Annotated in this window: 19 protein-coding genes and 1 pseudogene; 13 read left to right on the forward strand and 7 right to left on the reverse strand. The window is 69.9% G+C overall.

Annotated features, from left to right (window positions below; genetic code table 11):
- The first annotated feature begins 68 nt into the window (after window positions 1-68).
- The 4 genes from ACKTSN_RS31755 to ACKTSN_RS31770 all read left to right on the forward strand — a co-directional run bounded on the left by ACKTSN_RS31755 (window position 69) and on the right by ACKTSN_RS31770 (window position 3,120).
- On the forward strand, window positions 69-1,352 hold the full coding sequence (locus ACKTSN_RS31755) for a hypothetical protein (RefSeq protein WP_409472248.1): 1,284 nt from the start codon (window positions 69-71) through the stop codon (window positions 1,350-1,352).
- A complete protein-coding gene (locus ACKTSN_RS31760; RefSeq protein ID WP_409472249.1) occupies window positions 1,352-1,948 on the forward strand; it encodes a hypothetical protein in 597 nt (198 codons plus the stop codon). Before ACKTSN_RS31755 ends, ACKTSN_RS31760 begins: the two co-directional genes overlap by 1 nt.
- Window positions 1,945-2,676: an ATP-binding cassette domain-containing protein gene (locus ACKTSN_RS31765; RefSeq protein ID WP_409472250.1), complete on the forward strand. Its 732-nt coding sequence runs from the start codon at window positions 1,945-1,947 to the stop codon at window positions 2,674-2,676. The genes ACKTSN_RS31760 and ACKTSN_RS31765 overlap by 4 nt, the downstream gene beginning before the upstream one ends.
- Before the next feature lie 105 nt (window positions 2,677-2,781).
- The gene (locus ACKTSN_RS31770) at window positions 2,782-3,120 is read left to right on the forward strand and encodes a hypothetical protein (RefSeq protein WP_409472251.1); all 339 of its coding nucleotides are present in this window, start codon (window positions 2,782-2,784) and stop codon (window positions 3,118-3,120) included.
- Here the strand turns inward: ACKTSN_RS31770 and ACKTSN_RS31775 are convergent.
- Window positions 3,107-3,301 (reverse strand): DUF397 domain-containing protein, encoded by a 195-nt coding sequence (locus ACKTSN_RS31775; RefSeq protein WP_409472252.1) that lies wholly within the window; start codon window positions 3,299-3,301, stop codon window positions 3,107-3,109. The two genes, ACKTSN_RS31770 and ACKTSN_RS31775, sit on opposite strands and share 14 nt — an antisense overlap.
- Before the next feature lie 3 nt (window positions 3,302-3,304).
- Entirely contained in the window at window positions 3,305-4,198 is an 894-nt protein-coding gene (locus tag ACKTSN_RS31780; protein ID WP_409472253.1) for a helix-turn-helix domain-containing protein, read from the reverse strand.
- 195 nt (window positions 4,199-4,393) lie between these two features.
- On the opposite strand from ACKTSN_RS31780, the pseudogene ACKTSN_RS31785 reads away from it, so the two are divergent.
- The 3 genes and pseudogenes from ACKTSN_RS31785 to ACKTSN_RS31795 form a co-directional block, all read left to right on the forward strand.
- Window positions 4,394-4,756 (forward strand): annotated as a pseudogene (locus ACKTSN_RS31785) (ATP-binding protein); the annotation flags it as partial.
- Between the two features lie 117 nt (window positions 4,757-4,873).
- Window positions 4,874-5,122 (forward strand): hypothetical protein, encoded by a 249-nt coding sequence (locus tag ACKTSN_RS31790; RefSeq protein WP_409474971.1) that lies wholly within the window; start codon window positions 4,874-4,876, stop codon window positions 5,120-5,122.
- Window positions 5,119-5,361, forward strand: a complete 243-nt coding sequence (locus ACKTSN_RS31795) for a hypothetical protein (protein WP_409472254.1) — start codon at window positions 5,119-5,121, stop codon at window positions 5,359-5,361. Before ACKTSN_RS31790 ends, ACKTSN_RS31795 begins: the two co-directional genes overlap by 4 nt.
- A 68-nt stretch (window positions 5,362-5,429) precedes the next feature.
- Here the strand turns inward: ACKTSN_RS31795 and ACKTSN_RS31800 are convergent, their stop codons facing one another.
- Window positions 5,430-7,076 carry a M4 family metallopeptidase gene (locus tag ACKTSN_RS31800; RefSeq protein WP_409472255.1) on the reverse strand — a complete coding sequence of 549 codons (1,647 nt, stop codon included), beginning with the start codon at window positions 7,074-7,076 and terminating at the stop codon, window positions 5,430-5,432.
- A 160-nt stretch (window positions 7,077-7,236) separates the two neighbouring features.
- Here ACKTSN_RS31800 and ACKTSN_RS31805 point away from each other — a divergent pair, with 160 nt between their 5' ends.
- The gene (locus tag ACKTSN_RS31805; protein ID WP_409472256.1) at window positions 7,237-7,653 is read left to right on the forward strand and encodes a gamma-glutamylcyclotransferase family protein; all 417 of its coding nucleotides are present in this window, start codon (window positions 7,237-7,239) and stop codon (window positions 7,651-7,653) included.
- A gap of 98 nt (window positions 7,654-7,751) precedes the next feature.
- Here the strand turns inward: ACKTSN_RS31805 and ACKTSN_RS31810 are convergent, their stop codons facing one another.
- Window positions 7,752-10,004, reverse strand: coding sequence for a molybdopterin oxidoreductase family protein (locus tag ACKTSN_RS31810; RefSeq protein ID WP_409472257.1), 2,253 nt, complete (start codon window positions 10,002-10,004; stop codon window positions 7,752-7,754).
- A 103-nt stretch (window positions 10,005-10,107) separates the two neighbouring features.
- On the reverse strand, window positions 10,108-10,785 hold the full coding sequence (locus ACKTSN_RS31815) for a SanA/YdcF family protein (RefSeq protein ID WP_409472258.1): 678 nt from the start codon (window positions 10,783-10,785) through the stop codon (window positions 10,108-10,110).
- Window positions 10,786-10,986: 201 nt separating this feature from the next.
- Here ACKTSN_RS31815 and ACKTSN_RS31820 point away from each other — a divergent pair, with 201 nt between their 5' ends.
- The 5 genes from ACKTSN_RS31820 (at window position 10,987) to ACKTSN_RS31840 (ending at window position 18,178) form a co-directional block, all read left to right on the forward strand.
- Window positions 10,987-11,883, forward strand: a complete 897-nt coding sequence (locus ACKTSN_RS31820; protein ID WP_409472259.1) for a sirohydrochlorin chelatase — start codon at window positions 10,987-10,989, stop codon at window positions 11,881-11,883.
- A gap of 143 nt (window positions 11,884-12,026) precedes the next feature.
- Window positions 12,027-13,325, forward strand: coding sequence for a deoxyguanosinetriphosphate triphosphohydrolase (locus ACKTSN_RS31825; protein ID WP_409472260.1), 1,299 nt, complete (start codon window positions 12,027-12,029; stop codon window positions 13,323-13,325).
- A gap of 134 nt (window positions 13,326-13,459) precedes the next feature.
- A complete protein-coding gene (locus ACKTSN_RS31830; protein WP_409472261.1) occupies window positions 13,460-14,725 on the forward strand; it encodes an NAD(P)/FAD-dependent oxidoreductase in 1,266 nt (421 codons plus the stop codon).
- A gap of 138 nt (window positions 14,726-14,863) precedes the next feature.
- Window positions 14,864-16,762, forward strand: a complete 1,899-nt coding sequence (dnaG, locus tag ACKTSN_RS31835) for a DNA primase (RefSeq protein ID WP_409472262.1) — start codon at window positions 14,864-14,866, stop codon at window positions 16,760-16,762.
- 105 nt (window positions 16,763-16,867) lie between these two features.
- Window positions 16,868-18,178 carry an RNA polymerase sigma factor gene (locus tag ACKTSN_RS31840; RefSeq protein ID WP_409472263.1) on the forward strand — a complete coding sequence of 437 codons (1,311 nt, stop codon included), beginning with the start codon at window positions 16,868-16,870 and terminating at the stop codon, window positions 18,176-18,178.
- Window positions 18,179-18,232: 54 nt separating this feature from the next.
- Here the strand turns inward: ACKTSN_RS31840 and ACKTSN_RS31845 are convergent, their stop codons facing one another.
- The gene (locus ACKTSN_RS31845; RefSeq protein ID WP_409472264.1) at window positions 18,233-20,161 is read right to left on the reverse strand and encodes an ABC transporter ATP-binding protein; all 1,929 of its coding nucleotides are present in this window, start codon (window positions 20,159-20,161) and stop codon (window positions 18,233-18,235) included.
- Complete coding sequence (locus ACKTSN_RS31850; RefSeq protein ID WP_409472265.1) at window positions 20,161-21,894, reverse strand: ABC transporter ATP-binding protein; 1,734 nt, start codon at window positions 21,892-21,894, stop codon at window positions 20,161-20,163. The genes ACKTSN_RS31845 and ACKTSN_RS31850 overlap by 1 nt, the downstream gene beginning before the upstream one ends.
- Window positions 21,895-21,984 lie beyond the last annotated feature (90 nt).

Here is a 21,984-nt window from a genome sequence, read left to right on the forward strand (position 1 = left end):
GCAGCGTGGTGCCTCGCCGACGGCGAGGCACCACGCCCCCTGTTCGGACCGCTCCAGGAAGCCAGGAAGTGAAGCCCCTCACACTCATCAGGTCCAGCAGTGCGCTGCGGGTCGCGCCCGTCGCCCTGCTTCTCGTGTTCGCCTACTACGCCACCGATCTCGGTGACGACCTCCGCATCGATCCGTTGGGCTACTCCGCCACTGTGGTCGACGCGGTGCTGCGCAACCTGCTGCCCGTGGCCTTCGCGGTTGCCTCGAGTCTCGCCGCGTGGGAGGCGCGGAAGCTGGGAGTCTCCGAAATCTGGAGGCTGGGGGCGGTGCGATCCCGCTATACCATCGCCGCACAGCATCTGTCTCCCGTTGTCGCACTGGCCTGGTTGGTCCTGATCCTTCCCACGCTGTGCGCCCTTGTCCAGGAGCGCGTTGCGCCCGACCTGCCCGGCCTCACGCTGCTGGCCTTCGCGCTGGTGCTCTGCGTCGCTCACGGCATCGTCGGATTCGCCGTCGGAGCCGCCATTCGGCACATCGCCGTAGTGCCCATCATCGCGGTCACCGACTTCCTGGCCGTCGGCTGGTCCACCGGACTGGAGACACCGTGGCCCCGGCACCTCACCGGCCTCTTCGCCGGAAAGATGATGTTCGGCGAACTGCCCACCCCCGCAGCCCTCGCAGCTCCCCTCCTGCTCGCCGTCGGCGCCGCCTGCGCCATGGCTCTGCTCTGGGCACCTGTTTCCCGCTGGCTACGAGGAGTCATCGCGGGAGCGCTCGTCTTCGCCTGCGCGTTCGGATCGTTCTCCTTGATCAGCAACTGGAGCTACATAGGCCCACGGAGCACCGGTCATGGCACACTCGCCTGTGCCGGGCAGTCCCCCCGCATCTGTCTGCCCGAGGCGCGCGCTGAGCACATCTCTGCTCTCGCCGAGGAAGCGGAGGCGACGCTGGAAACCCTGCGCCGAGCCGGTCTGCCTGCCGAGCCGACTTCCCTCACAGACACTTCTCTCAGCCTCCGGTATCCCGAACCGTCCACGGAGGATGACTGGACCGTCCCACTCGTTGTCGGCGAGGCGACCGGCACCGCTCGCTATCAGATCGCCCGCGAAGCGGTGCGTTTCACATGCTTCCCTCCTGCCACCGGTCCCGCACGCCTGGTGTACTACTGGGTTTCCTCCAAAGTCGGGGAGGCGGACACCTACTTGAAACGGCTCAGCTCCGAACCCGATTTCACGGCCCAGGAACGTAGCCGTATCCAGGACCGAGTAGGAGAGGTTCTGCAGTTGAGCCGGGCACAGCAAATGGACTGGTACGAGACGACCGTGGCGGAGGCCTGCGAGGAAGACGGGAATACAACGTGATGTGGTGGCTGCGTGCCCGCCGCGCCCACACTCGACTGCCCCTGGGCTTCCTGATGTTCACGCTTCTGGCGGCGATCGTTCAGGACACCCCCCTCTTCCTGCCGTCCATCTGGGCCGGCGGCTCTGAGCTCGTGCAGGCTGTCACACTTGTTCCGCTCGTCCTGACCTCGGTCCTCTTCGACTGTCTGCACACTCGGCTGGACGCCGCCGAGAACACCGGAATCCGACCTGTCAGGTTCTTCGACGTCCTGCTCACACTCGGCGTGGTGGTACTCGCAGTTGCCATGGGCGAGGTGATCGCCATGGCCACCGGGGCCGCATCGGCCGAGACACTGGGCCGCAACACAGCCTTCCTCGCCGGCCTCACCCTGTTGTGCGGGGCTCTCTTCGGGAGATCCGCAGTCCTCGTTCCCGCACTGTGGCCGCTGATCGGCGTACTTTTCGGCATGAGGGGGGCCGGCGATCCCTACCCGTGGACCGTACTCCTCGAACCGCCTGGCACCTGGTACGCCTCCGTGGGAGCCCTCTTGATGCTCACCGTCGGCGTTGGCGCCCACCTCCTTTCACCGAACCGCTTCGCACGGAGAGCCGCATGACCCTTGTTCTCAATTCCTGCACCTTCGCCTACGGCCGACGGCGGGCTCCCGTGCTGAAGGACTTCAGCTACCGTCTTCCGGACGGACTGACCATCCTTCTCGGACCGAACGGGGCCGGCAAGTCCACGATGTTGCAGCTGGCTGCTGCCGTCACCGCGCCCCAGCGGGGAACCGTGACGTGGGATGGACTTGACGCGAAGAGCAAGGACTACCGGCGGACGGTGGCCTGGATGCCGCAGAACATCACCCCTCTGCCCTCACTCACGGCACGGGAATACGTCGCTTATGTGGGCTGGCTGAAGGGAATGAGCAGGGACGATGCCTGGGACAACGCTCCTCGAGCGCTGTCCCGCGTCGAGATGTCGGAGCACGCCGACACCCGCACCAGCCAGCTCTCGGGCGGCCAGCTGAGGCGTGTGGGTGTGGCCTGTGCCCTGGTCCACGATGCACAGGTGCTCCTCCTGGATGAACCCACGGCCGGCATGGACCCACGTCAGCGACGGGTTTTCCGCGATCTCCTTGCCGCGGTCAAGGACGAGGTCCGCATCCTGCTGTCCACGCACGACGTGACCGACCTCGCCGAAGAGGCCGATCACGTGTCTGTTCTGGTCGGCGGACGTCTCGTGCAGAGCGGGTCAACCAGCGAGTTCCTCGCCCACACTCCGCCCGGTACGGCGCAAGGCCGGGCTGCCGAAGGGGCTTACACGACCCTGCTCGAGTCGGCCTGACCCGTTCGGGCGAGCCCGGTCATAGATCAAGGTCGATACGCCCTTGAGCGACCACGAGCGTATCGTTGGCGGGCAACTCACCCCTCGGACACTCACCTCCCTCTGATGCGGACCGAGATCATCTCGGCCCGCATCGGTCGTTTCGGGCCCCGCTCGACCACTGAACCCGGATCCACCGGTTTGATGCCTGTGGACAGTTCTTCCGGAAGCGAAGACCAGACGTCCGGCGGGCAGGCCCGCGTACCAGCCTCGTCCGCGGACGACGGTTGCGGCGCGTGGGGTGTCAGGTGCGTCTTCGTCCTGGCCGAGGACGTTGCCGAAGGTGTCGATGGCTTGGCGTTGGAGGCGGAGTCGGACGTGGGGTTAGACGCCGGTGTGGGCGTGGCCGAGGAGTTGTTTGACCACGATGTCCGACCTCACCAGCTCAAGTTCAGAAGCTGGTGAACCTGCTCTTCAGCAGGGAGACCTGGAAGGCCGCCCATGTGGTGGGGGTGACGTGCAGGGATGGGCCGCTGGGGTCCTTGGAGTCGCGTATCGCGATGGTCGTGGGGATGTTGGTGGCGACCTCGACGCACTCGTCCTTGTCGTCGCTGTAGCTGGACTTGCGGTAGTCAAAGGCAGGCACGGCTCACAGTTCCTTGCAGAGTTTGTGGATGAACGACACGGACTCTCGCTCGTCGAGGGAGCGTCTGGCGATCAACTCGAACAACTCATCGTAGGCGGCGGCTCCCTCGCCGCCCTCGACCCATGTCTGCCGGAAAGCGGCCTCGGAGTAGACCACGTCCATGGCCCCCGGTTCGGCGAAGGAGATGATGTTGAACGAGCCGTTCAGACCTTGGTGCGTGCCGTTGGTGAATGGGAAGACCTGGAGGCTGACGTTGGGCAGTTCGGCCATCTTCATCAGGTGTTCGAGCTGTCCTTGAGCCGTCTCGGCTCCGCCGGGAAAGTTCCGAAGTACGGCCTCGTAGAGCACCGCCCGCAGGGCGAGGGGCGGAGTGTCGGTGAGCCGTCGCTGGCGTGCGACGCGTGAGGCGACGAACTGCTCGTCGGGCTCGCGGCGATGGGCGATCGTCGCATCGTCTGCAGGGGTGCGTCGCAACGCTCGTACGTACTCCGGCGTCTGCAACAGGCCGGGAATGAAGGCGGGTTGCCAAACGCGGATAGCTGTTGCCGCGTTCTCCAGCGTTACGTACTCCTGCATGACGCCGAGCGTCGTGTAGTCGTCCCACCAGCCCCTCGCCTTGCGTCGGTCCCGGTCGATCCTTGCCAGTTCCAGGAGCCGGCCGACCGTCCCGGGGTCGTGGACCTCGTACAACTCGCATAGGGCGCGGATGTCTGGGTCGCGTATGGGGACCCAGCCGCCTTCCATCTTCGCGACCTTTGTCGTGGACGCGGTGAGGGCGTTGGCCGCGTGGGTCTGTGTCATGCCGGCGGCGGTGCGCAACTTGACGAGCTCGCCACCAAGGCGACGCCCCAGAACGGTGGAGGTGCTGTTGCCCTGCGTCGGCTGCTTCGCGGTCACTCGTGCTCCTCCAGGCGTTGGTGCGCCGCCAGTCTGGCCCAGCGTGAGTCGGTGAAGCAAACCTGATCGGAGGAAATTATCCAGGAGTAGCTTGCTTCAGATTGATTGCCCCCAATACCGTCGGTGACGAACCGCTCGCAGTGCGGCGCCAGTTGAGTTCACGGCGCTGCCCACCCCTGCCCGGAGGCGTGCTCCATGGCCACCCCCAAAGACCCCGACGAACCCCAGGTCCTCCACCACGACCGCCTCGATTACACGCCGCTCCCCAAGAGCGTCACCCTCGCCCGCCGCCGGGCCCACCGCCTACTCACGACATGGGGGCACCCCGAACTCGCCTCGGACGCCGCATTGTTGGTCTCCGAGCTCGGCGGAAACGCCGTCCTGCACGGCTGTCTGCGTGACCGGCTCTTCCGGGTGGAGCTCACGCTGACCGAGCGCGCCGTACGCATCGCCGTGTCCGACCCGAAGGGCGAGTTACTGCCCAGCCCCCGCCAGGCGGCGGTTGGGGAGTCGTTCGGGCGTGGACTGCTCATCGTGCGCGAGGTGGCTGACCGATGGGGCGTCGAGAAACTGACCGTCGGCAAGTCCGTGTGGTGCGAGCTGGACGTCGTACGGTGGACGGCCTCCGCCGACTACCGTGGCGCCTGCGAACTTCCGCCCCCGAGGAGGATGACCATGGCCGAACCGCTCAAGACCTTCGTCAACGGCGTCGAGGTCGAGGTCCCCAACAGCATCCCCGACATTCGTGCGGCTCTTCCGGAGGAGCTGCGCGAGGAGTTCGACCGGGCCGTCAACGAAGCCGGCGTGCACGACATTCACGCCGTCATGCGGCACTGGATGCTCGAGGCCGTGCCCGACCCGGAGGCCGAGGTCCTGCTGGAGCGGCTCGCGGCGGACGAGGCCGAGAGGCGGGGCGCGGCTTGAGCTACCGCATCACCTACGCACCGCCCGCCGACGGCACGTTGGCCAAGATGCGGAACGCCGAGGGCTTCAAGGCCGCGATGGCGCGGACGATCGGCCGGGACCCGTACGGGCACGGCTCGACAGCCGTCCGCGGCGACCGCGACCGGTGTGAGGCCACCGTCCTCGGTGCCATCGTCCTCTACTACGTCTCGGAGTCCGTACTGACTGTGACCGTGGTCAGACTGATCTCCGTGGTGTGAACACCGTGCCCGGATGAAGCCAGCCGCCCCGGAGCCCTCCGAGGCGGCCGGCCAAACGCGTGCTCGGATCAGCCCACGTTCACCGCACTCCAAGCCGCCGCCACCGCGTCGTGCTCCGCACTCCCCGCACCGTAAAGATCCCGCGCCGCGTTCAACGTCGCCGTCCGCGCGCCCGCGTAGTCCGTCGACGACGTCATGTAGACCGTCAGCGCCCGGTACCAGATCGCCCCCAGCGCAGCCCGCCCGATCCCGGTGACCGTCGAGCCGTCGCAGGTGGGGGAGTTGTGGGCGACGCCGTTGATGGTCTTGGGGCCGCTGCCCTCTGCCAGGAGGTACGCGAAGTGGTTGCCGATGCCGGAGTTGTAGTGGACGTCCAGGTCGGCAGCCGAGCTGCTCCAACAGTCCACGGAGACACCGTCCTTGGACGGCTTGTCCATGTACCGCAGCGCCGACCGGCCGAAGCCGGACCGGACGATCTTCTCGCCGATCAGCCAGTCGCCCGCGTCCTTCGCGTTGTTCGCGTGGAACTCCACCAGCGTGCCGAAGATGTCGGACGTCGCCTCGTTCAGCCCGCCGGACTCGCCCGAGTACGTCAGCGCGGCCGTCTTCGACGTCACGCCGTGGGACATCTCGTGGCCGGCGACGTCCAGGGAGACCAGCGGCCCCATCTGGGTTCCGTCACCGTCGCCGTACGTCATGCAGAAGCAGGTGTCGTCCCAGAAGGCGTTGTTGTAACGGGTGCCGTAGTGCACGCGGTTGTACGAGCCCTTGCCGTCGCCCGCGATGCCGTTGCGGCCGTGCACGTCCCTGAAGTAGTCCCAGGTCACGTCCGTGCCGTACTGCGCGTCCACGGCGGCCGAGGCGCGGTCCGTCGTCGTGCCGTCGCCCCAGTGGTTGTCCGCGTCCGTGAAGACCGTGGCGGGGGCGCGGGTCAGACAGAGGGTGCCGAGCAGGCACAGGTCCACGTTGTTGGCCGCATCACCGGTGTACGTGTTCCCGCGCGTCGGGTCCTTCAGTTCGTACGCCGATCCCGTCGACGTCGTCGACAGCGGCACCGTCCCGCCGTACAGCGAACGCCCGTCGCCGGTGGCCGACTCCAGCGTGTCCCAGGCGTCGATCTGCGCACCGGTGCGGGCGTCCGTCAGTACCGTGCGGGCGACCGGGTTGCCCTGCGAGTCCAGTGCCACCGCGTTCGTCCGCCACGCCAGCTTCGGCGAGCCGTGCAGGGCGTCGACGACCAGCTCCGGCTTGGCCGTCAGCCGCTTCAGCGTCTCGCCGAGGTGCGTTGCGCGCAGGGCGTTCGCCGCGCGGTCGGCCGCCTTCGGGGCGGACAGGGCGGGGGTGATGCCGGTCAGGGAGAGGGGGGCGCGGGTCGCGCGGTTCGCGCCGCGGTAGGTGCCGTCAGGTGCCAGGTGGATGACGAAGTCGCCGCCGAGGGCCGGGAGTTGACGGTACGTGCGGTCGTAGCGCACATGCTGGGTGCCGTCCTGGTCGATGACGACGTCCCGGACCTCGGTGTCCTGGGCGGCGGTGAGGCCCAGGCTCGCCGCGTGGTCGGCGAGGGCCCGCGCCCCGTTCTCGATCGCCGCCGCGCGGGTCGGCCGGTCGGCTGCGCCGGCGCCGGGGGAGAGTGCCGCGGCGAGCAGGATGGCGGCGGTTGCGGCCACACCGGCGGTGGCAGAACGGGAACGTCGGACATGCCGTATCCGGCTCATCGGTCTCCTTGAAAAGGCGCCTGAGTGGGGGTGGCGCTGATCTTGACCGAGATTTAAGGGGTCATGACATGGCGTGTCCAGAGCAATTACAGGAGGCCGTGTGAGGGGTGAGAATCGTTCCTGCAAGACTTCGGTAGTGCTCTCGTGCAGGTGGGAAAGAGTGAGACTCCCGTTCTTCGTCTACGGCACCCTCCGCCCCGGCGAGCCCAACCACGACCTCTTCCTGCGCGGCCGTACGAGCGCCGAGGAACCCGGCCGCCTCAGCGGCGCGGTGCTGTACGACGGCCCGGGCTATCCGTACGCCGTGGAGGAGCGGGGAGGAGCGGTGAGCGGTGAACTGGTCACCGCGCTGCCTCACGCCTACGACGAACTCCTCGCCGCCCTCGACCGGTTGGAGGAGTACGTGCCGGGCGACCCGCGCAGCCTCTACGAGCGGGTCGAACGCGAGGTCGTCCGGGATACCGACGGGGCGGCCGTCCGCGCCTGGGTGTACGTCGCCGCACCCGCCGTCGCCGCCCGGCTACGGGCCCGCGGCAAGCTCATCGAGGGCGGCGACTGGCGGGCACGGCGCCGGTGACGGCTGCCCGGTGAACTGGCGGGACGGTCCCGGCGATCGGCTGACGGGCCCCCGCAGTGCGCGGTGGGGCCCGTTGAACAGACGGTGAGCGTACGCCGCTACGCCTTCACGGCCTCCACCCGCACCGCGCACGCCTTGAACTCCGGCATCCGCGAGGTCGGGTCCAGCGCAGGGTTGGTGAGCGTGTTGGCGCGGCCCTCGCCCGGCCAGTGGAACGGCATGAAAACGGTGTCTGGCCGGATGGACGCGGTGATCCGCGCCGGCGCCACCGCCCGGCCCCGCCGGGACACGACCGCCACGGGGTCGCCCTCGGCCGCGCCCAGCCGCTCCGCCAGCCGCGGATGCAGCTCCACGAACGGCCCGGGCGCGGCGGCGTTCAGCTCGTCGACCCGCCGGGTCTGGGCGCCGGACTGGTACTGCGCCACGACCCGCCCGGTCGTCAGCAGCACGGGGTACTCGGCGTCGGGTTCCTCCGCGACCGCCCGGTGCGAGACGGGCGCGAACCGGGCCCGCCCGTCCTCCGTGGCGAACCGGTCGAGGAAGAGGCGGGGGGTGCCGGGATGGACCTCGGCGTCGGTGCCGTCCTGTGCGGCCGGATCGTCGGGCAGCACGTCCAGGCCTGCGTCCTCGCCGTCGTCCGGCGCCACAGCGGGCGCCGCGTCCTCGCCGTCGCCCGGCGCCACGGCGGGAGTACCGTCCCCGCCGGAGGCCGGCGCCGCGCCCGCGCGGTCCTCCGCCCCGTCGGGAACCGCCGGACACGGCCAGAACACCCCGTTCTCCTCCGCCAGCCTGCGATAGGTGATCCCGGAGTAGTCCGCGGGCCCGCCCGCGCTGGCCCGGCGCAGCTCCTCGAAGACCTCCTCGGGGTCGGTCGGGAAGCCCTTCTCCACCCCGAGCCGGGCGGCCAGTTCGTGCATGACCTCCAGGTCGCTGCGGACGCCCTGAGGCGGGGTGATCGCCCGGCGCCGCAGCAGCACCCGGCCCTCGAGGTTGGTCGTCGTGCCGGTCTCCTCCGCCCACTGCGTCACCGGCAGTACGACGTCCGCGAGGGCGGCCGTCTCCGACAGCACGACATCGCACACGGCAAGGAAATCAAGGGACTTGATCCGCTCCTCCACGTGGGCGGCGCGCGGCGCCGACACCACCGGGTTGGAGCCCATCAGCAGCAGCGCCCTGATGTCCGTACCCAGCGCGTCCAGCAGCTCGTACGCGCTGCGCCCCGGCCCCGGAAGCGAGTCCGGGTCGACGCCCCACACCTCGGCCACGTGCCGTCGGGCCGCCGGGTCGGTCAGCTTGCGGTAGCCGGGCAGCTGGTCGGCCTTCTGGCCGTGCTCGCGCCCGCCCTGCCCGTTGCCCTGCCCGGTCAGACAGCCGTAGCCGGACAGGGGCCGGCCCGCGCGGCCGGTCGCCAGGCACAGGTTGATCCACGCGCCCACCGTGTCCGTGCCCTTGGACTGCTGCTCCGGCCCGCGCGCGGTGAGCACCATCGCGTTCTCCGGCGTGCAGAACAGCCGTACGGCTTCCCGCAGTTCGGGAACGGACACGCCGGTGATCCGCTCCACCTGCTCCGGCCAGTGCGCCATCGCGGCGGCCCGCGCGTCCTCCCAGCCGGTCGTGCGCTCCCGGATGTACTCCTCGTCCGTGCGGCCCTCGGCGACGACCAGGTGCAGCAGCCCCAGCGCCAGCGCGAGATCCGTGCCCGGCCGCGGCGCGAGGTGCAGGTCGGCCTGCTCGGCGGTCCTCGTCCGGCGCGGGTCGACGACGATCAGTGTGCCGCCGTTCTCCTTCAGCTCGGTGAAGTAGCGCAGCGCGGGCGGCATGGTCTCCGCGGGGTTGGACCCGACGAGGATCACGCATCCCGTCTTCGGGATGTCCTCCAGCGGGAACGGCAGCCCGCGATCCAGCCCGAACGCCTTCATGCCGGCCGCGGCGGCCGACGACATGCAGAAGCGCCCGTTGTAGTCGATCTGCGAGGTGCCGAGCACGATCCGCGCGAACTTGCCGAGCGTGTACGCCTTCTCGTTCGTCAGCCCGCCCCCGCCGAACACGCCGAGCGCGTCCGGCCCGTGCGCGGAACGGATCGAGGACAGCCCGTCGGCGATCCGGTCCAGCGCCTGAGCCCAGGTCGCGGGCACCAGGGAGCCCCCCTCGCGCACCAGCGGCGAAGTGAGGCGGACGCTCGATGACAGCACCGCCGGCGCCGTACGGCCCTTGCCGCACAGCGCGCCCCGGTTCACCGGGAAGTCGGCGCGCTCCAACACCTCGACGCCCCCGTCAGGCGAGGGCGTCAGGTTCATCCCGCACTGCAGGGCACAGTACGGGCAGTGGGTGGGCGTCGAGGTGCTGTTCATGCCGTTCAGCGTGCTTCGGCCGTGTTACGTGCCGTGACGGCCCTTTGTTACATGGCCGGGAAGCCGACCTCCCCGCCGCAGTCCGCCCGCCGTGAGGGGCAGGTCACCGGGCGTCGGCGAGCGCCCGCTCCACCCCCGGTTCGGTCGGCCCGAGGAACCGGGGATCCGGCCGGAACACGGCGTCCAGGGCCGCCTTGCCCGCCGCGACGATCTCCCGCACGCCCCCGTAGTACCAGGTCCCGTCGTGCCGCTCGTCCACCCCGACGCCGTACGACGTCACCCCCGCCGCCTCGCACAGCGCGACCGTCCGCCGGATGTGGAAGCCCTGGCTGATCAGCACGGCCTCGTCGACGCCGAAGATCTTCCTGGCGCGCACGCAGGAGTCCCAGGTGTCGAAGCCCGCGTAGTCGCTGACGATCCGGGCGTCCGGGACGCCGTGCCGGATCAGATACGAGCGCATGGCGTCCGGCTCGTCGTAGTCCTCGCGGCTGTTGTCGCCGGTCACCAGAACGACCTCGACCCGGCCCGCACGGTACAGCTCGGCCGCCGCGTCCAGGCGGTGGGCGAGGTACGGGGACGGCTCGCCGTTCCACAGGCCCGCACCGAAGACCACGGCCACGTCGGTGCGGGGCGCGTCGGCCGTGCTGCGCAGCCGGTCGCCGGTCGCGACGTGCATCCAGGCCGACGGCAGCAGCGCGAGCACGCACAGGGCCATCAGCGCCTGCACCAGCCGGCGCTGCCCGGTACGGGTGCGCGGCAGACGCGGTCGGCGGATGCGCATGTCGGGACGCCCTCTCGGTCGGTTGCGACAGGAAAAGACGCCGCCGCGGGTGCTCAGGTTGCGTGACCAGTCTCACGCCAACCCGATGAAGCCGCAGGTCGGGCCGCCTCACACACCTGGGGGACCGTACGGTGAACCTGCGGAAAAGACCCGTGACGCTCACGCAACGGCACGGCAACGTCGTAGCGCCACGATCGGTTCATGACGGCGTCGCTTCCGCTTCACGACGAGTCCGACCACCGCCCCGGCAGCCCGCTGTCCGGTGGCGTCCACCTCGACAGTACGGCGCAGATCATGAACCGGATCACCACCCGGCTCGCCAGCCGGCTCAGCCTCGTCTCGCGCGACGGCACGCCTCGCCCCGCGCGGCCCGCGCTCGTCCTCGTGGCGCACGGCAGCCGCGACCCGCGCACCCTCGCCACGGTGCACACGCTCATCGAACGTGTCCGCGAGCTGCGCCCCGGCCTGCCCGTCCACCTCGGCCACATCGAGCTGAACGAGCCCCTGCTGCCCGACACGCTGGCCGCCCTCGGCGACAGCGAGGCGATCCTCGTCCCCCTCCTCCTCAGCCGCGGCTACCACATCAAACAGGACATCCCCGACATGGCCGCCGCAGCCGACGCCCGCACACGGGTGGCCGCCCCACTGGGCCCGCACCCCCTCCTGGTGGAGACCCTGTACACACGCCTGGTCGAGGCGGGCTGGCCCACGACCATGACCGAGGCGGAGCGCAGGGAGAGCGCCGTCGTCCTGGCCGCCGCAGGCTCCCGCGACCCCGACGCGGCCCTCGACACCGGCCACACGGCCCACCTCCTCGCCGACCGCCTGGGAGTCCCGGTCCTCCCGGCCTACGCCTCGGCCGCCACCCCGACGGTCCCGGAGGCCGTACGCACCCTCACGTCCCGTGGCCGCACCCGCATAGCCCTGGCGTCCTACTTCACAGCCCCGGGCCGCTTCGCCCAGGAGTGCGCCGACGCGATCCCGGGAATCACCGCAGCCCCCCTGGGCGCCCACCCACTGATGGCCCACCTGATCCTGCACCGCTACGACCAGACGCTGGCAACAACGCCGGCGCACCGGGCACTGGCGTCCGCTTGACAGGCCTCAGGGGCGCGGGGCTGTATCGATATGCGGCTCCGCCGCGTGGGCGCGAACAAGCACAACGAACCTGCACCCGCAAGACGACGAATCCCGGCAGACGAGTAGGCGCACACACCCCCTCCTCCACTTACTGTCGAGACATGGCAGGCGCACTCCAGCAACACGAGAACCACATCCCACCCCCCGGCTACGACCCGACCTCAGTCGAACGATGGGCCGCCGAAAAAGACAAACGCCCCGGCCGCACCGCCTTCCAACGCGACCGCGCCCGCATCCTCCACTCCGCCGCGCTCAGAAGGCTCGCCGGCAAGACCCAGGTCGTCACGCCAGGCGAGCGCAGCGCCTCGGCCTGGGACCCCAGCCCCCGCACCCGCCTCACCCATTCCCTCGAATGCGCCCAGGTCGGCCGCGAACTCGGCGCTGCCCTCGGCTGCGACCCCGACCTGGTGGAGGCCGCCTGCCTCTCCCACGACCTCGGCCACCCCCCGTTCGGCCACAACGGCGAAGAGGCACTCAACGAATTCGCCCACGACTGCGGCGGCTTCGAGGGCAACGCCCAGTCCCTGAGGCTCCTCACCCGCATCGAACCCAAACGGTTCACCCCGGAGGGCTCCGTCGGCCTGAACCTCACCCGCGCCGCCCTCGACGCCGCCACCAAGTACCCCTGGCCGCGCGGTGCCCACCCCACCGACCCGGCGTCCCGGAAGTTCGGTGTGTACGAGGACGACCGCCCGGTGTTCGACTGGGCCCGCAAGGAGGCCCCCGGCACCCGTATCTGCTTCGAGGCCCAGGTCATGGACTGGTCGGACGATGTGGCGTACTCGGTGCACGACGTCGAGGACGGCCTGCACGCCGGTCACCTCGACCCCAACTGCCTGTACGCCGAGCCGGAACGGCAGGCGGTGTTCGAGGTCGCCATCGGCCGGTACGTCCCCGCCGACACCGACCCCGCCGAACTGGCCGCGGCCCTCGACCGGCTCCTGGACGAGGAGTGGTGGCCGCACGGCTACGACGGTTCGGCCGTCGCCCAGGCCCGTCTGAAGGACGCCACCAGCCAGCTCATCGGCCGCTTCTGCCTGGCCGCCGAGGCTGCCACCCGCGCGGCGTACGGCGGCGGCCGGCTCACCCGGTACGCCGCCGAACTGGTCGTCCCGCGCGAGACCCGCATGGAATGCGCCGTGCTGAAGGCCGTCGCCGACCGGTACGTCATGCAGCGCGCCGAGCAGACCCGGCTCCGCGCCGACCAGCGGGTCGTCGTCGCCGAACTGGCCGAGGCGCTCACCGCCCGCGCCCCCGACGGACTGGACCCACAGTTCCGCACCCTGTTCGACCAGGCCCCCGACGACCGCGCCCGCAAGCGGGTGATCGTCGACCAGATCGCGTCCCTGACGGACGCCTCGGCCCGGTCGCTTCACGTAAGGCTGACAGGTCACCTGTGAGACTGATGTGACGAGGGCGACCGGGAGGGACTCGAAGGTGACCCTCCGTGGCCTGATCGGGTCACCCCCTCTTCCCGCGCCTGGCTCCGTGCGGGACGCTCGCATGTGGCGGCACGTTTAAGAGGAGGCATCAAGTGGTCGACGCGGATCAGACATTCGTCATCGTCGGAGGGGGACTCGCCGGCGCGAAGGCGGCCGAGACACTCCGCGCGGAGGGCTTCAGCGGCCGCGTGATACTGATCTGCGACGAGCGCGACCACCCGTACGAACGTCCGCCGCTGTCCAAGGGCTATCTGCTCGGCAAGGAGGAGCGCGACAGCGTCTTCGTGCACGAACCAGCCTGGTACGCGCGCAACGACATCGAGCTGCACCTCGGCCAGACCGTCGACGCCGTCGACCGTACGGCGAAGACGGTCCGCTTCGGCGAGGACGGCACCGTCGTCCGCTACGACAAGCTGCTGCTGGCCACGGGAGCCGAGCCGCGCCGCCTGGACATCCCCGGCACCGACCTCGCCGGCGTCCACCACCTGCGCCGCCTCGCCCACGCCGAGCGGCTCAAGGGCGTCCTCGCCGCCCTCGGCCGGGACAACGGCCACATCGTGATCGCCGGCGCCGGATGGATCGGCCTGGAGGTCGCCGCGGCGGCCCGCGAGTACGGCGCCGAGGTCACCGTCGTCGAACAGGAGCAGACCCCGCTGCACGGCGTCCTCGGCCCCGAGCTCGGTGCCCTCTTCGCCGAGCTGCACCGTGAGCACGGCGTCCGCTTCCGGTTCGGCGTCCGGCTGACGGAGATCGTCGGCCAGGACGGCATGGTGCTGGCGGCCCGTACGGACGACGGGGACGAGCACCCGGCCCACGACGTCCTCGCCGCGATCGGCGCGGCCCCGCGGGTCGCGCTCGCGGAGGCGGCGGGGCTGGAGCTCGCCGACCGTGCACAGGGCGGGGGCATCGCGGTCGACGAGCGCCTGCGCACCTCCGACCCCGACATCTACGCCGCCGGTGACGCCGCCGCCTTCCCGCACGCCCTCTTCGGCCGCCGGCTGCGCGTGGAGCACTGGGCCAACGCCCTCAACGGCGGACCGGCGGCGGCGCGGGCGATGCTCGGCCAGGACGTCACGTACGACCGCGTGCCCTATTTCTTCTCCGACCAGTACGACATGGGCATGGAGTACTCGGGCTGGGCGCCCCCGGGCTCGTACGACCAAGTGGTGATCCGGGGGGACGCCGGGAAGCGTGAGTTCATCGCGTTCTGGGTGAAGGAGGGGCGTGTGCTGGCCGGGATGAACATGAACGTGTGGGACGTCACAGACCCGATCCAGCAGCTGATCCGCTCCAGGGCCCAGGTGGACACGGAGGCGCTGGCAGACCCGCGCGTAGCGCTGGACAGCCTCATCCCGTAGCCGACAGGAGCCCTCAGGAGCGTCAGGACTGTCAGCCCACCACCGTGCTGCAATTCCCGGGGGGGCAACCCCGGACCCCCGGCCGGGGGTCGGTCAGCTCACGCCAGGTTTGTCAGTTCCGCCCCGTAGAATCACCGCGTGGCAGGACGGATCAACGACGAGGACGTGAAGGCGGTACGGGACGCGGTCCCGATCGACGCCGTGGTGTCCGAGTACCTCCAGCTGCGTAACGCGGGCGGCGGCAACCTCAAGGGCCTGTGCCCGTTCCACGACGAGAAGTCGCCGTCCTTCCAGGTCAGCCCGAGCAAGGGACTCTTCCACTGCTTCGGCTGCCAGGAAGGCGGCGACACCATCACGTTCGTGATGAAGGTCGACCACCTCTCCTTCTCGGAGGCGGTCGAGCGCCTCGCCGCCCAGGCCGGCATCACCCTGCGCTACGAGGAGGGCGGCTACAACCCCGCCCACCAGCGCGGCGAGCGCATCCGTCTGGTCGAGGCCCACAAGATCGCCGCGGAGTGGTACGCGGAGCAGCTCGCCACCAGCTCCGAGGCGGAGACCGGCCGGGTCTTCCTCGCCGACCGCGGCTTCGACCAGGCCGCCGCCGTCCACTTCGGCGTCGGCTACAGCCCCCAGGGCTGGGACCACCTCATCCGCTATCTGCGCGGCAAGGGCTTCACCGACAAGGAACTGCTCCTCTCCGGCCTGGCCCAGGAGGGCCGCCGCGGCCCCATCGACCGCTTCCGCGGCCGCCTGATGTGGCCGATCCGCGACATCGGCGGCGAGGTGGTCGGCTTCGGCGCGCGCAAGCTGTACGAGGCGGACAACGGGCCGAAGTACCTCAACACCCCTGAAACCGCGATCTACAAGAAGTCCCAGGTCCTCTACGGCATCGACCTCGCGAAGAAGGACATCGCCAAGACCTCCCGCGCGGTCGTGGTCGAGGGCTACACGGACGTCATGGCCTGCCACCTGGCCGGCGTCACGACCGCCATCGCGACCTGCGGTACGGCCTTCGGCGGCGACCACATCAAGATCCTCCGCCGGCTGCTGATGGACAACGGATCGGCCCGGGTGATCTTCACCTTCGACGGCGACGCGGCCGGCCAGAAGGCGGCGCTGCGGGCCTTCGAGGACGACCAGAAGTTCGCAGCCGAGACGTACATCGCGATCGCCCCCGACGGCATGGACCCCTGCGACCTGCGCCTGGCGAAGGGCGACGACGCGGTCGCCGACCTGGCCGAACCCCGCACCCCGCTCTTCGAGTTCGCCCTCCGCCAGATCGTCGGCCGCTACGACCTCGACACCCCCGCGGGCCGGGCCGCCGCGCTCGACGAGGCGGCCCCCATCGTCGCCCGCATCAAGAACAGCGGCGCCCAGCACGAGGTCGCCGTCCAGCTCGCCGGCATGCTCGGCATCCTCGACACACAGTTCGTGGTCAAGCGGGTGGCCCAGCTGGCGCGTTGGGCGCGCGACCGGGGCGGCAAGGGCCCGGCGCCCAGCGCCCCCCGGCAGTACGAGGCTGCGGCGGCCCGCCCGATGCCCGCCGGGCCGGCCCTGAACCTGCGCAACCCGGTCTACGCCACCGAACGCGAACTCCTCAAACTCGCCCTCCAGCGCCCTGAGTTGGTCTCCCCGGCCTTCGACGCGTACGGCGTCGACGAGTTCACCGCCCCGCCGTACGCCGCGGTACGCCAGGCCATCCTGGACGCGGGCGGCGCCGAGTACGGCGTACAGGACCCGCAGGAGTACCTGGTCCGCGTCCGGGAGGCGGCGCCCGACGACCGGGTCCGTGCCATGGTCACGGAACTGGCGGTCGAGGCGATCATGCGCCGCACGGTCGACGAGGTGTACGCCGGAGACCAGCTCGTCATGGTCCGCCGCCGCGCCGTCGACCGCCGCATCCAGGACATCCAGTCCACCCTGACCCGCCTCGGTACGAACGGTGACCCGGCCCAACTGGCCGCTGTACAGAACGAGTTGTGGGTGCTCCAGCAGTACGGCCAGGCGTTGCGGGAGCGGGGCGCCGCCGCTCTCTGAGGCCCACCGCGCGGATGCTGCTCACCGTCGGGTCACTGCGCGGACGCAAAAAGTCACCGCACGACCCTCGTGGCGGAGATGTGTCTTACCCCACACTGGATCCCGGTGCCTGAGTCCCCGGAGCGCGGCCGATCCGTCCCCCACGGGTCCCTTACCCCCGCGGTTCCCCTCATCGCGTACGGGACGGACAGCGGCGAGGCCGCCGACTCCGCCCCCCGAGCAGCGCTGCCGCACGCCTCAGCAGCGATCACCCTGGAGGTCGCCCCCGTGCAGACCCAGACCCTCATCCAGACCGACATCACCACGGACGGTGCGGAGCCGGACGCGGAGGCCGACATGCTCGTGGCCGTACCGCCGCAGAGCCGTGTCGCGCACCACCCGGAAACGGACAAGGCGACGGAGGCGGAGGCCACGGTCACCCCCGCAGATCCCCCCGCCGAAGCCGTCGAAGTCCCCGATCCCGAACCCGCCGAGCCGCCCGCCCCCGGTCGTGTCGACACCGGCGGCCCCGCCTCGGACCTGTTCCGCCAGTACCTGCGCGAGATCGGCCGTATCCCGCTGCTCACCGCGGCCGAGGAGGTCGAACTCGCCCGCCGCGTCGAGGCCGGACTGTTCGCCGAGGAGAAGCTGGGCAGCGCCCCCGACCTGGACTCCCAGCTGGCCCTGGACCTCGACCGCCTGGTCGTCATGGGCCGCATGGCCAAGCGCCGCCTGATAGAGGCCAACCTGCGGCTCGTCGTCTCGGTCGCCAAGCGGTACGTCGGCCGCGGCCTGACCATGCTCGACCTCGTCCAGGAGGGAAACCTGGGCCTCATCCGCGCGGTCGAGAAGTTCGACTACGCCCGCGGCTACAAGTTCTCCACGTACGCCACCTGGTGGATCCGCCAGGCCATGTCCCGCGCCCTCGCCGACCAGGCCCGCACCATCCGCGTCCCGGTGCACGTCGTCGAGCTCATCAACCGCGTCGTACGCGTCCAGCGCCGCATGCTGCAGGAACGCGGTTACGAGCCGACACCGGAAGAGGTCGCCGCCCACCTCGACCTTCCGCCCGAGCGGGTCGGCGAGGTCCTGCGGCTCGCCCAGGAACCGGTCTCCCTGCATGCCCCGGTGGGCGAGGAGGAGGACGTGGCCCTCGGCGACCTCATCGAGGACGGCGACGCGGCCAGCCCGGTCGAGTCGGCGGCGTTCCTCCTCCTCAGGGAGCACCTGGAGGCGGTCCTTTCGACACTGGGCGAGCGCGAGCGCAAGGTCGTCCAACTCCGCTACGGCCTGGCGGACGGCCGCCCGCGCACCTTGGAGGAGATCGGCCGCATCTTCGGCGTGACCCGGGAGCGGATACGGCAGATCGAGTCGAAGACGCTCAACAAGCTGAGGGACCACGCCTTCGCGGACCAGCTCAGGGGCTACTTGGACTGAGCCCGGGGTGCCGCTGCCGCACACGCAGCGGCACCCCGACGCCGGGCAACCCGCTTAGTCCACCTCGGCCACCGCCTGCGCGAACTGCGCCTTGTACAAACGCGCATACGCCCCGTCGGCCGCCAGCAGATCCGCATGCGCGCCCTGCTCGACGATCGACCCGTTCTCCATCACCAGAATCGTGTCCGCGTCCCGAATCGTCGACAGACGGTGCGCGATGACGAACGACGTCCGCCCGTGCGCCAGCTTCGCCATCGCCTTCTGAATCAGCACTTCAGTCCGGGTGTCGACCGACGACGTCGCCTCGTCCAACACCAGAATCACCGGATCGGACAGAAACGCCCGCGCAATGGTGATCAGCTGCTTCTCACCCGCACTGACCCCCGTCCCCTCGTCGTCGATCACGGTGTCGTACCCGTCCGGCAGCGTACGGATGAACCGGTCCGCATGGGCCGCCCGCGCCGCCTCCTCGATCTCCCCGCGGGTGACCTTCCGCGAGGCGCCGTACGCGATGTTCTCGGCGATGGTGCCGCCGAACAGCCAGGTGTCCTGGAGCACCATGCCGATCCCGGACCGCAGTTCGTCCCGTGACATCTTCGCGATGTCGATCCCGTCGAGGGTGATGCGCCCGCCGGACACCTCGTAGAACCGCATGAGCAGATTGACCAGCGTCGTCTTGCCCGCTCCCGTCGGCCCGACGATGGCGACGGTGTGCCCGGGTTCCACCGTCAGCGACAGGTCCTCGATGAGCGGCTTCTCCGGGTCGTACCGGAAGGACACGCCTTCCAGCGCCACCCGCCCGCGCAGCTGCTCCGGCCGTACCCCCGGCACCGGATCCTCCGACTGCTCCTCGGCGTCGAGGAGTTCGAAGACGCGCTCGGCGGAGGCGACCCCGGACTGCACCAGGTTCGCCATCGACGCGAGCTGTGTCAGTGGCATCGAGAACTGCCGCGAGTACTGGATGAAGGCCTGCACGTCACCGATGGACAGGGAACCCGAGGCGACCCTCAACCCACCGACCACCGCGACCAGCACGTAGTTCAGGTTCGACACGAACATCATCAGCGGCTGCATGATCCCGCTGTTGAACTGCGCCTTGAACCCGGCCTCGTACAGCGCCTCGTTCTGCTCGGCGAACTGCTGCGCCGACTCCTCCTGCCGCCCGAACACCTTCACCAGGGTGTGCCCGGTGTACATCTCCTCGATGTGCGCGTTGAGCTTGCCGGTGGTGCGCCACTGCTGCACGAAGTGCGGCTGCGACCGCTTGCCGACGAACGTCGCGACGTACAGGGACAGCGGCACGGTCACCAGCGCGACCAGCGCCAGGATCCACGACACCCAGAACATCATCACCAGCACACCGATGATGGTCAGCAGCGAGTTGATGAGCTGGCCCATCGACTGCTGGAGCGTCTGGCCGATGTTGTCGATGTCGTTGGTGGCCCGGGAGAGGACCTCGCCGCGCTGACGCTTGTCGAAGTACGACAGCGGCAGCCGCGACAGCTTCGTCTGCACGTCCTCGCGCATCCGGTACATCGTCCGGTTGACCGCCCGGTTCACCAGCCGGGTCGCCACCGCCATCAGCAGACCGGCGACCATGAACACGGTGAGCGCGAGCAGCAGGACATTCCCGACCGCGGCGAAGTCGATGCCCTCACCCGGGGTGAAGTCCGTACTGCGGAGCATGTCGGCGATGTCACCGTCGCCGCGCTCCCGCATCGCGGCCAGCACCTGCTCCTTGGTCTCCCCGACCGGCATCTCCCGGCCGATGATGCCCGCGAAGACCAGGTCGGTGGCCTCGCCGAGGATCTTCGGTCCGACCACCGACAGACCCACGCTGACGACCACGCACACCAGCAGCGCGTAGATCGTCAGCCGCTCGGGCCGGAACCGGCCGACCAGTCGCCGGCCCGACACCTTGAAGTCGATCGTGCGGTTCTCGGGGCCGGTCCCGGCCATCATCCGCCCCATGGGCCCGGCCATCAGGCAGCCTCCGCTTCCGTCAGCTGGGAGAGCACGATCTCCCGGTAGGTCTCGTTGTCCGCCATCAGCTCGTGGTGCCGGCCGGTGCCGACCACCCGGCCCTCGTCGAGCACGACGATCCGGTCGGCGTCCCGGATGGTCGCCACTCGCTGGGCGACGATCACCACGGTCGCCTCCGCGGTCTCCCGGCCGAGCGCCGCGCGCAGCGCCGCGTCGGTGGCGTAGTCGAGGGAGGAGAAGGAGTCGTCGAAGAGGTAGATCTCCGGGCGCTGCACCAGGGTCCGCGCGATCGCCAGCCGCTGCCGCTGACCGCCGGAGACATTGGTGCCGCCCTGCGCGATGGGCGCGTCAAGGCCGCCCTCCAGCCGCTCCACGAAGGGTTTCGCCTGCGCCACCTCCAGCGCGTGCCACAGCTCCTCGTCCGTGGCGTCCGGATTGCCGTAGCGCAGGTTCGTCGCCACGGTCCCCGCGAAGAGATACGGCTTCTGCGGCACCAGCCCGACCGTCCTGGCCAGCAGCTGCGGGTCGACGGTCCGTACGTCCACCCCGTCGACGAGCACCTCGCCGTCCGTCGCGTCGAACAGCCGCGGCACCAGCCCCAGCAGCGTCGACTTGCCGCTGCCGGTCGAGCCGATCACGGCGGTCGTCTCACCCGGCCGCGCGAGAAGGTCGACGGCCTTCAGCACCGGCTCCTCGGCACCCGGGTAGCGGAACCCGGCCCCGCGGATCTCCAGATGGCCGTGGCGGCGCAGCTCCCGGACCGGGCTGCTCGGCGGGACCACACTCGACGACGTGTCGAGCACGTCCTGGATGCGCTCCGCGCACACCTCCGCGCGCGGCACCATCATGAACATGAACGTGGCCATCATCACGGACATCACGATCTGCATGAGGTAGGCGAGATACGCGGTCAGGTCACCGATCTGCATGCCGCCGCTGTCGATCCGATGGGCCCCGAACCACACCACCGCGATCGACGACACGTTGACCACCGTCATGACGATCGGGAACATCAGCGCCAGCAGGTTGCCGGCGCCCAGCGACACCTCCGTCAGCTCGGCGTTCGCCTTCCGGAAGCGGTGCTGCTCGTACTCGTCCCGCACGAAGGCCCGGATCACCCGGTTGCCGGTGATCTGTTCGCGCAGCACCCGGTTCACCGTGTCCAGCCGCTCCTGCATGGACCGGAACAGCGGCCGCAGCCGCCGCACGATCAGCATCACGCAGATGCCCAGCACCGGCACGACGGCCACCAGCACCCCGGACAGCGGCACGTCCAGGCCGAGCGCCAGGACGATACCGCCCACGCACATGATCGGCGCCGACACCATCAGCGTGAACGTCATCAGCGCCAGCATCTGGACCTGCTGGACGTCGTTCGTGGTCCGGGTGATCAGCGAAGGGGCGCCGAAGTGGCCCACCTCACGCGCGGAGAACGACTGCACCCGGTCGAAGACGCCGGCCCGCACGTCCCGGCCGAGCGCCGAAGCGGTGCGGGCCCCGTAGTACACGGCCCCGATGTTGCACACGACCTGCGCCAGCGAGATGCCGATCATCAGGGCGCCGAAGGACAGGATGTAACCGGTGTCACCGTTCACGACACCGTTGTCGATGATGTCCGCGTTCAGGGTGGGCAGGTAGAGGGTGGCGCAGGTCTGCAGGAACTGCAGCAGCACCAGGACGGTGATCGGTCTCTTGTAGGGCCTGAGATAGGTCCGCAGAAGTCGTATGAGCACACTGGTCTCTCGGAGTCGGCGGTCGGGGCCGGATGGTTGCCCCTGGCCCCTATCGTCGAACACTCCACCCGCGTTACCTCAACTGATTAA

It is taken from the genome of Streptomyces flavusporus (assembly GCF_046267975.1).
Taxonomy (GTDB): domain Bacteria; phylum Actinomycetota; class Actinomycetes; order Streptomycetales; family Streptomycetaceae; genus Streptomyces; species Streptomyces flavusporus.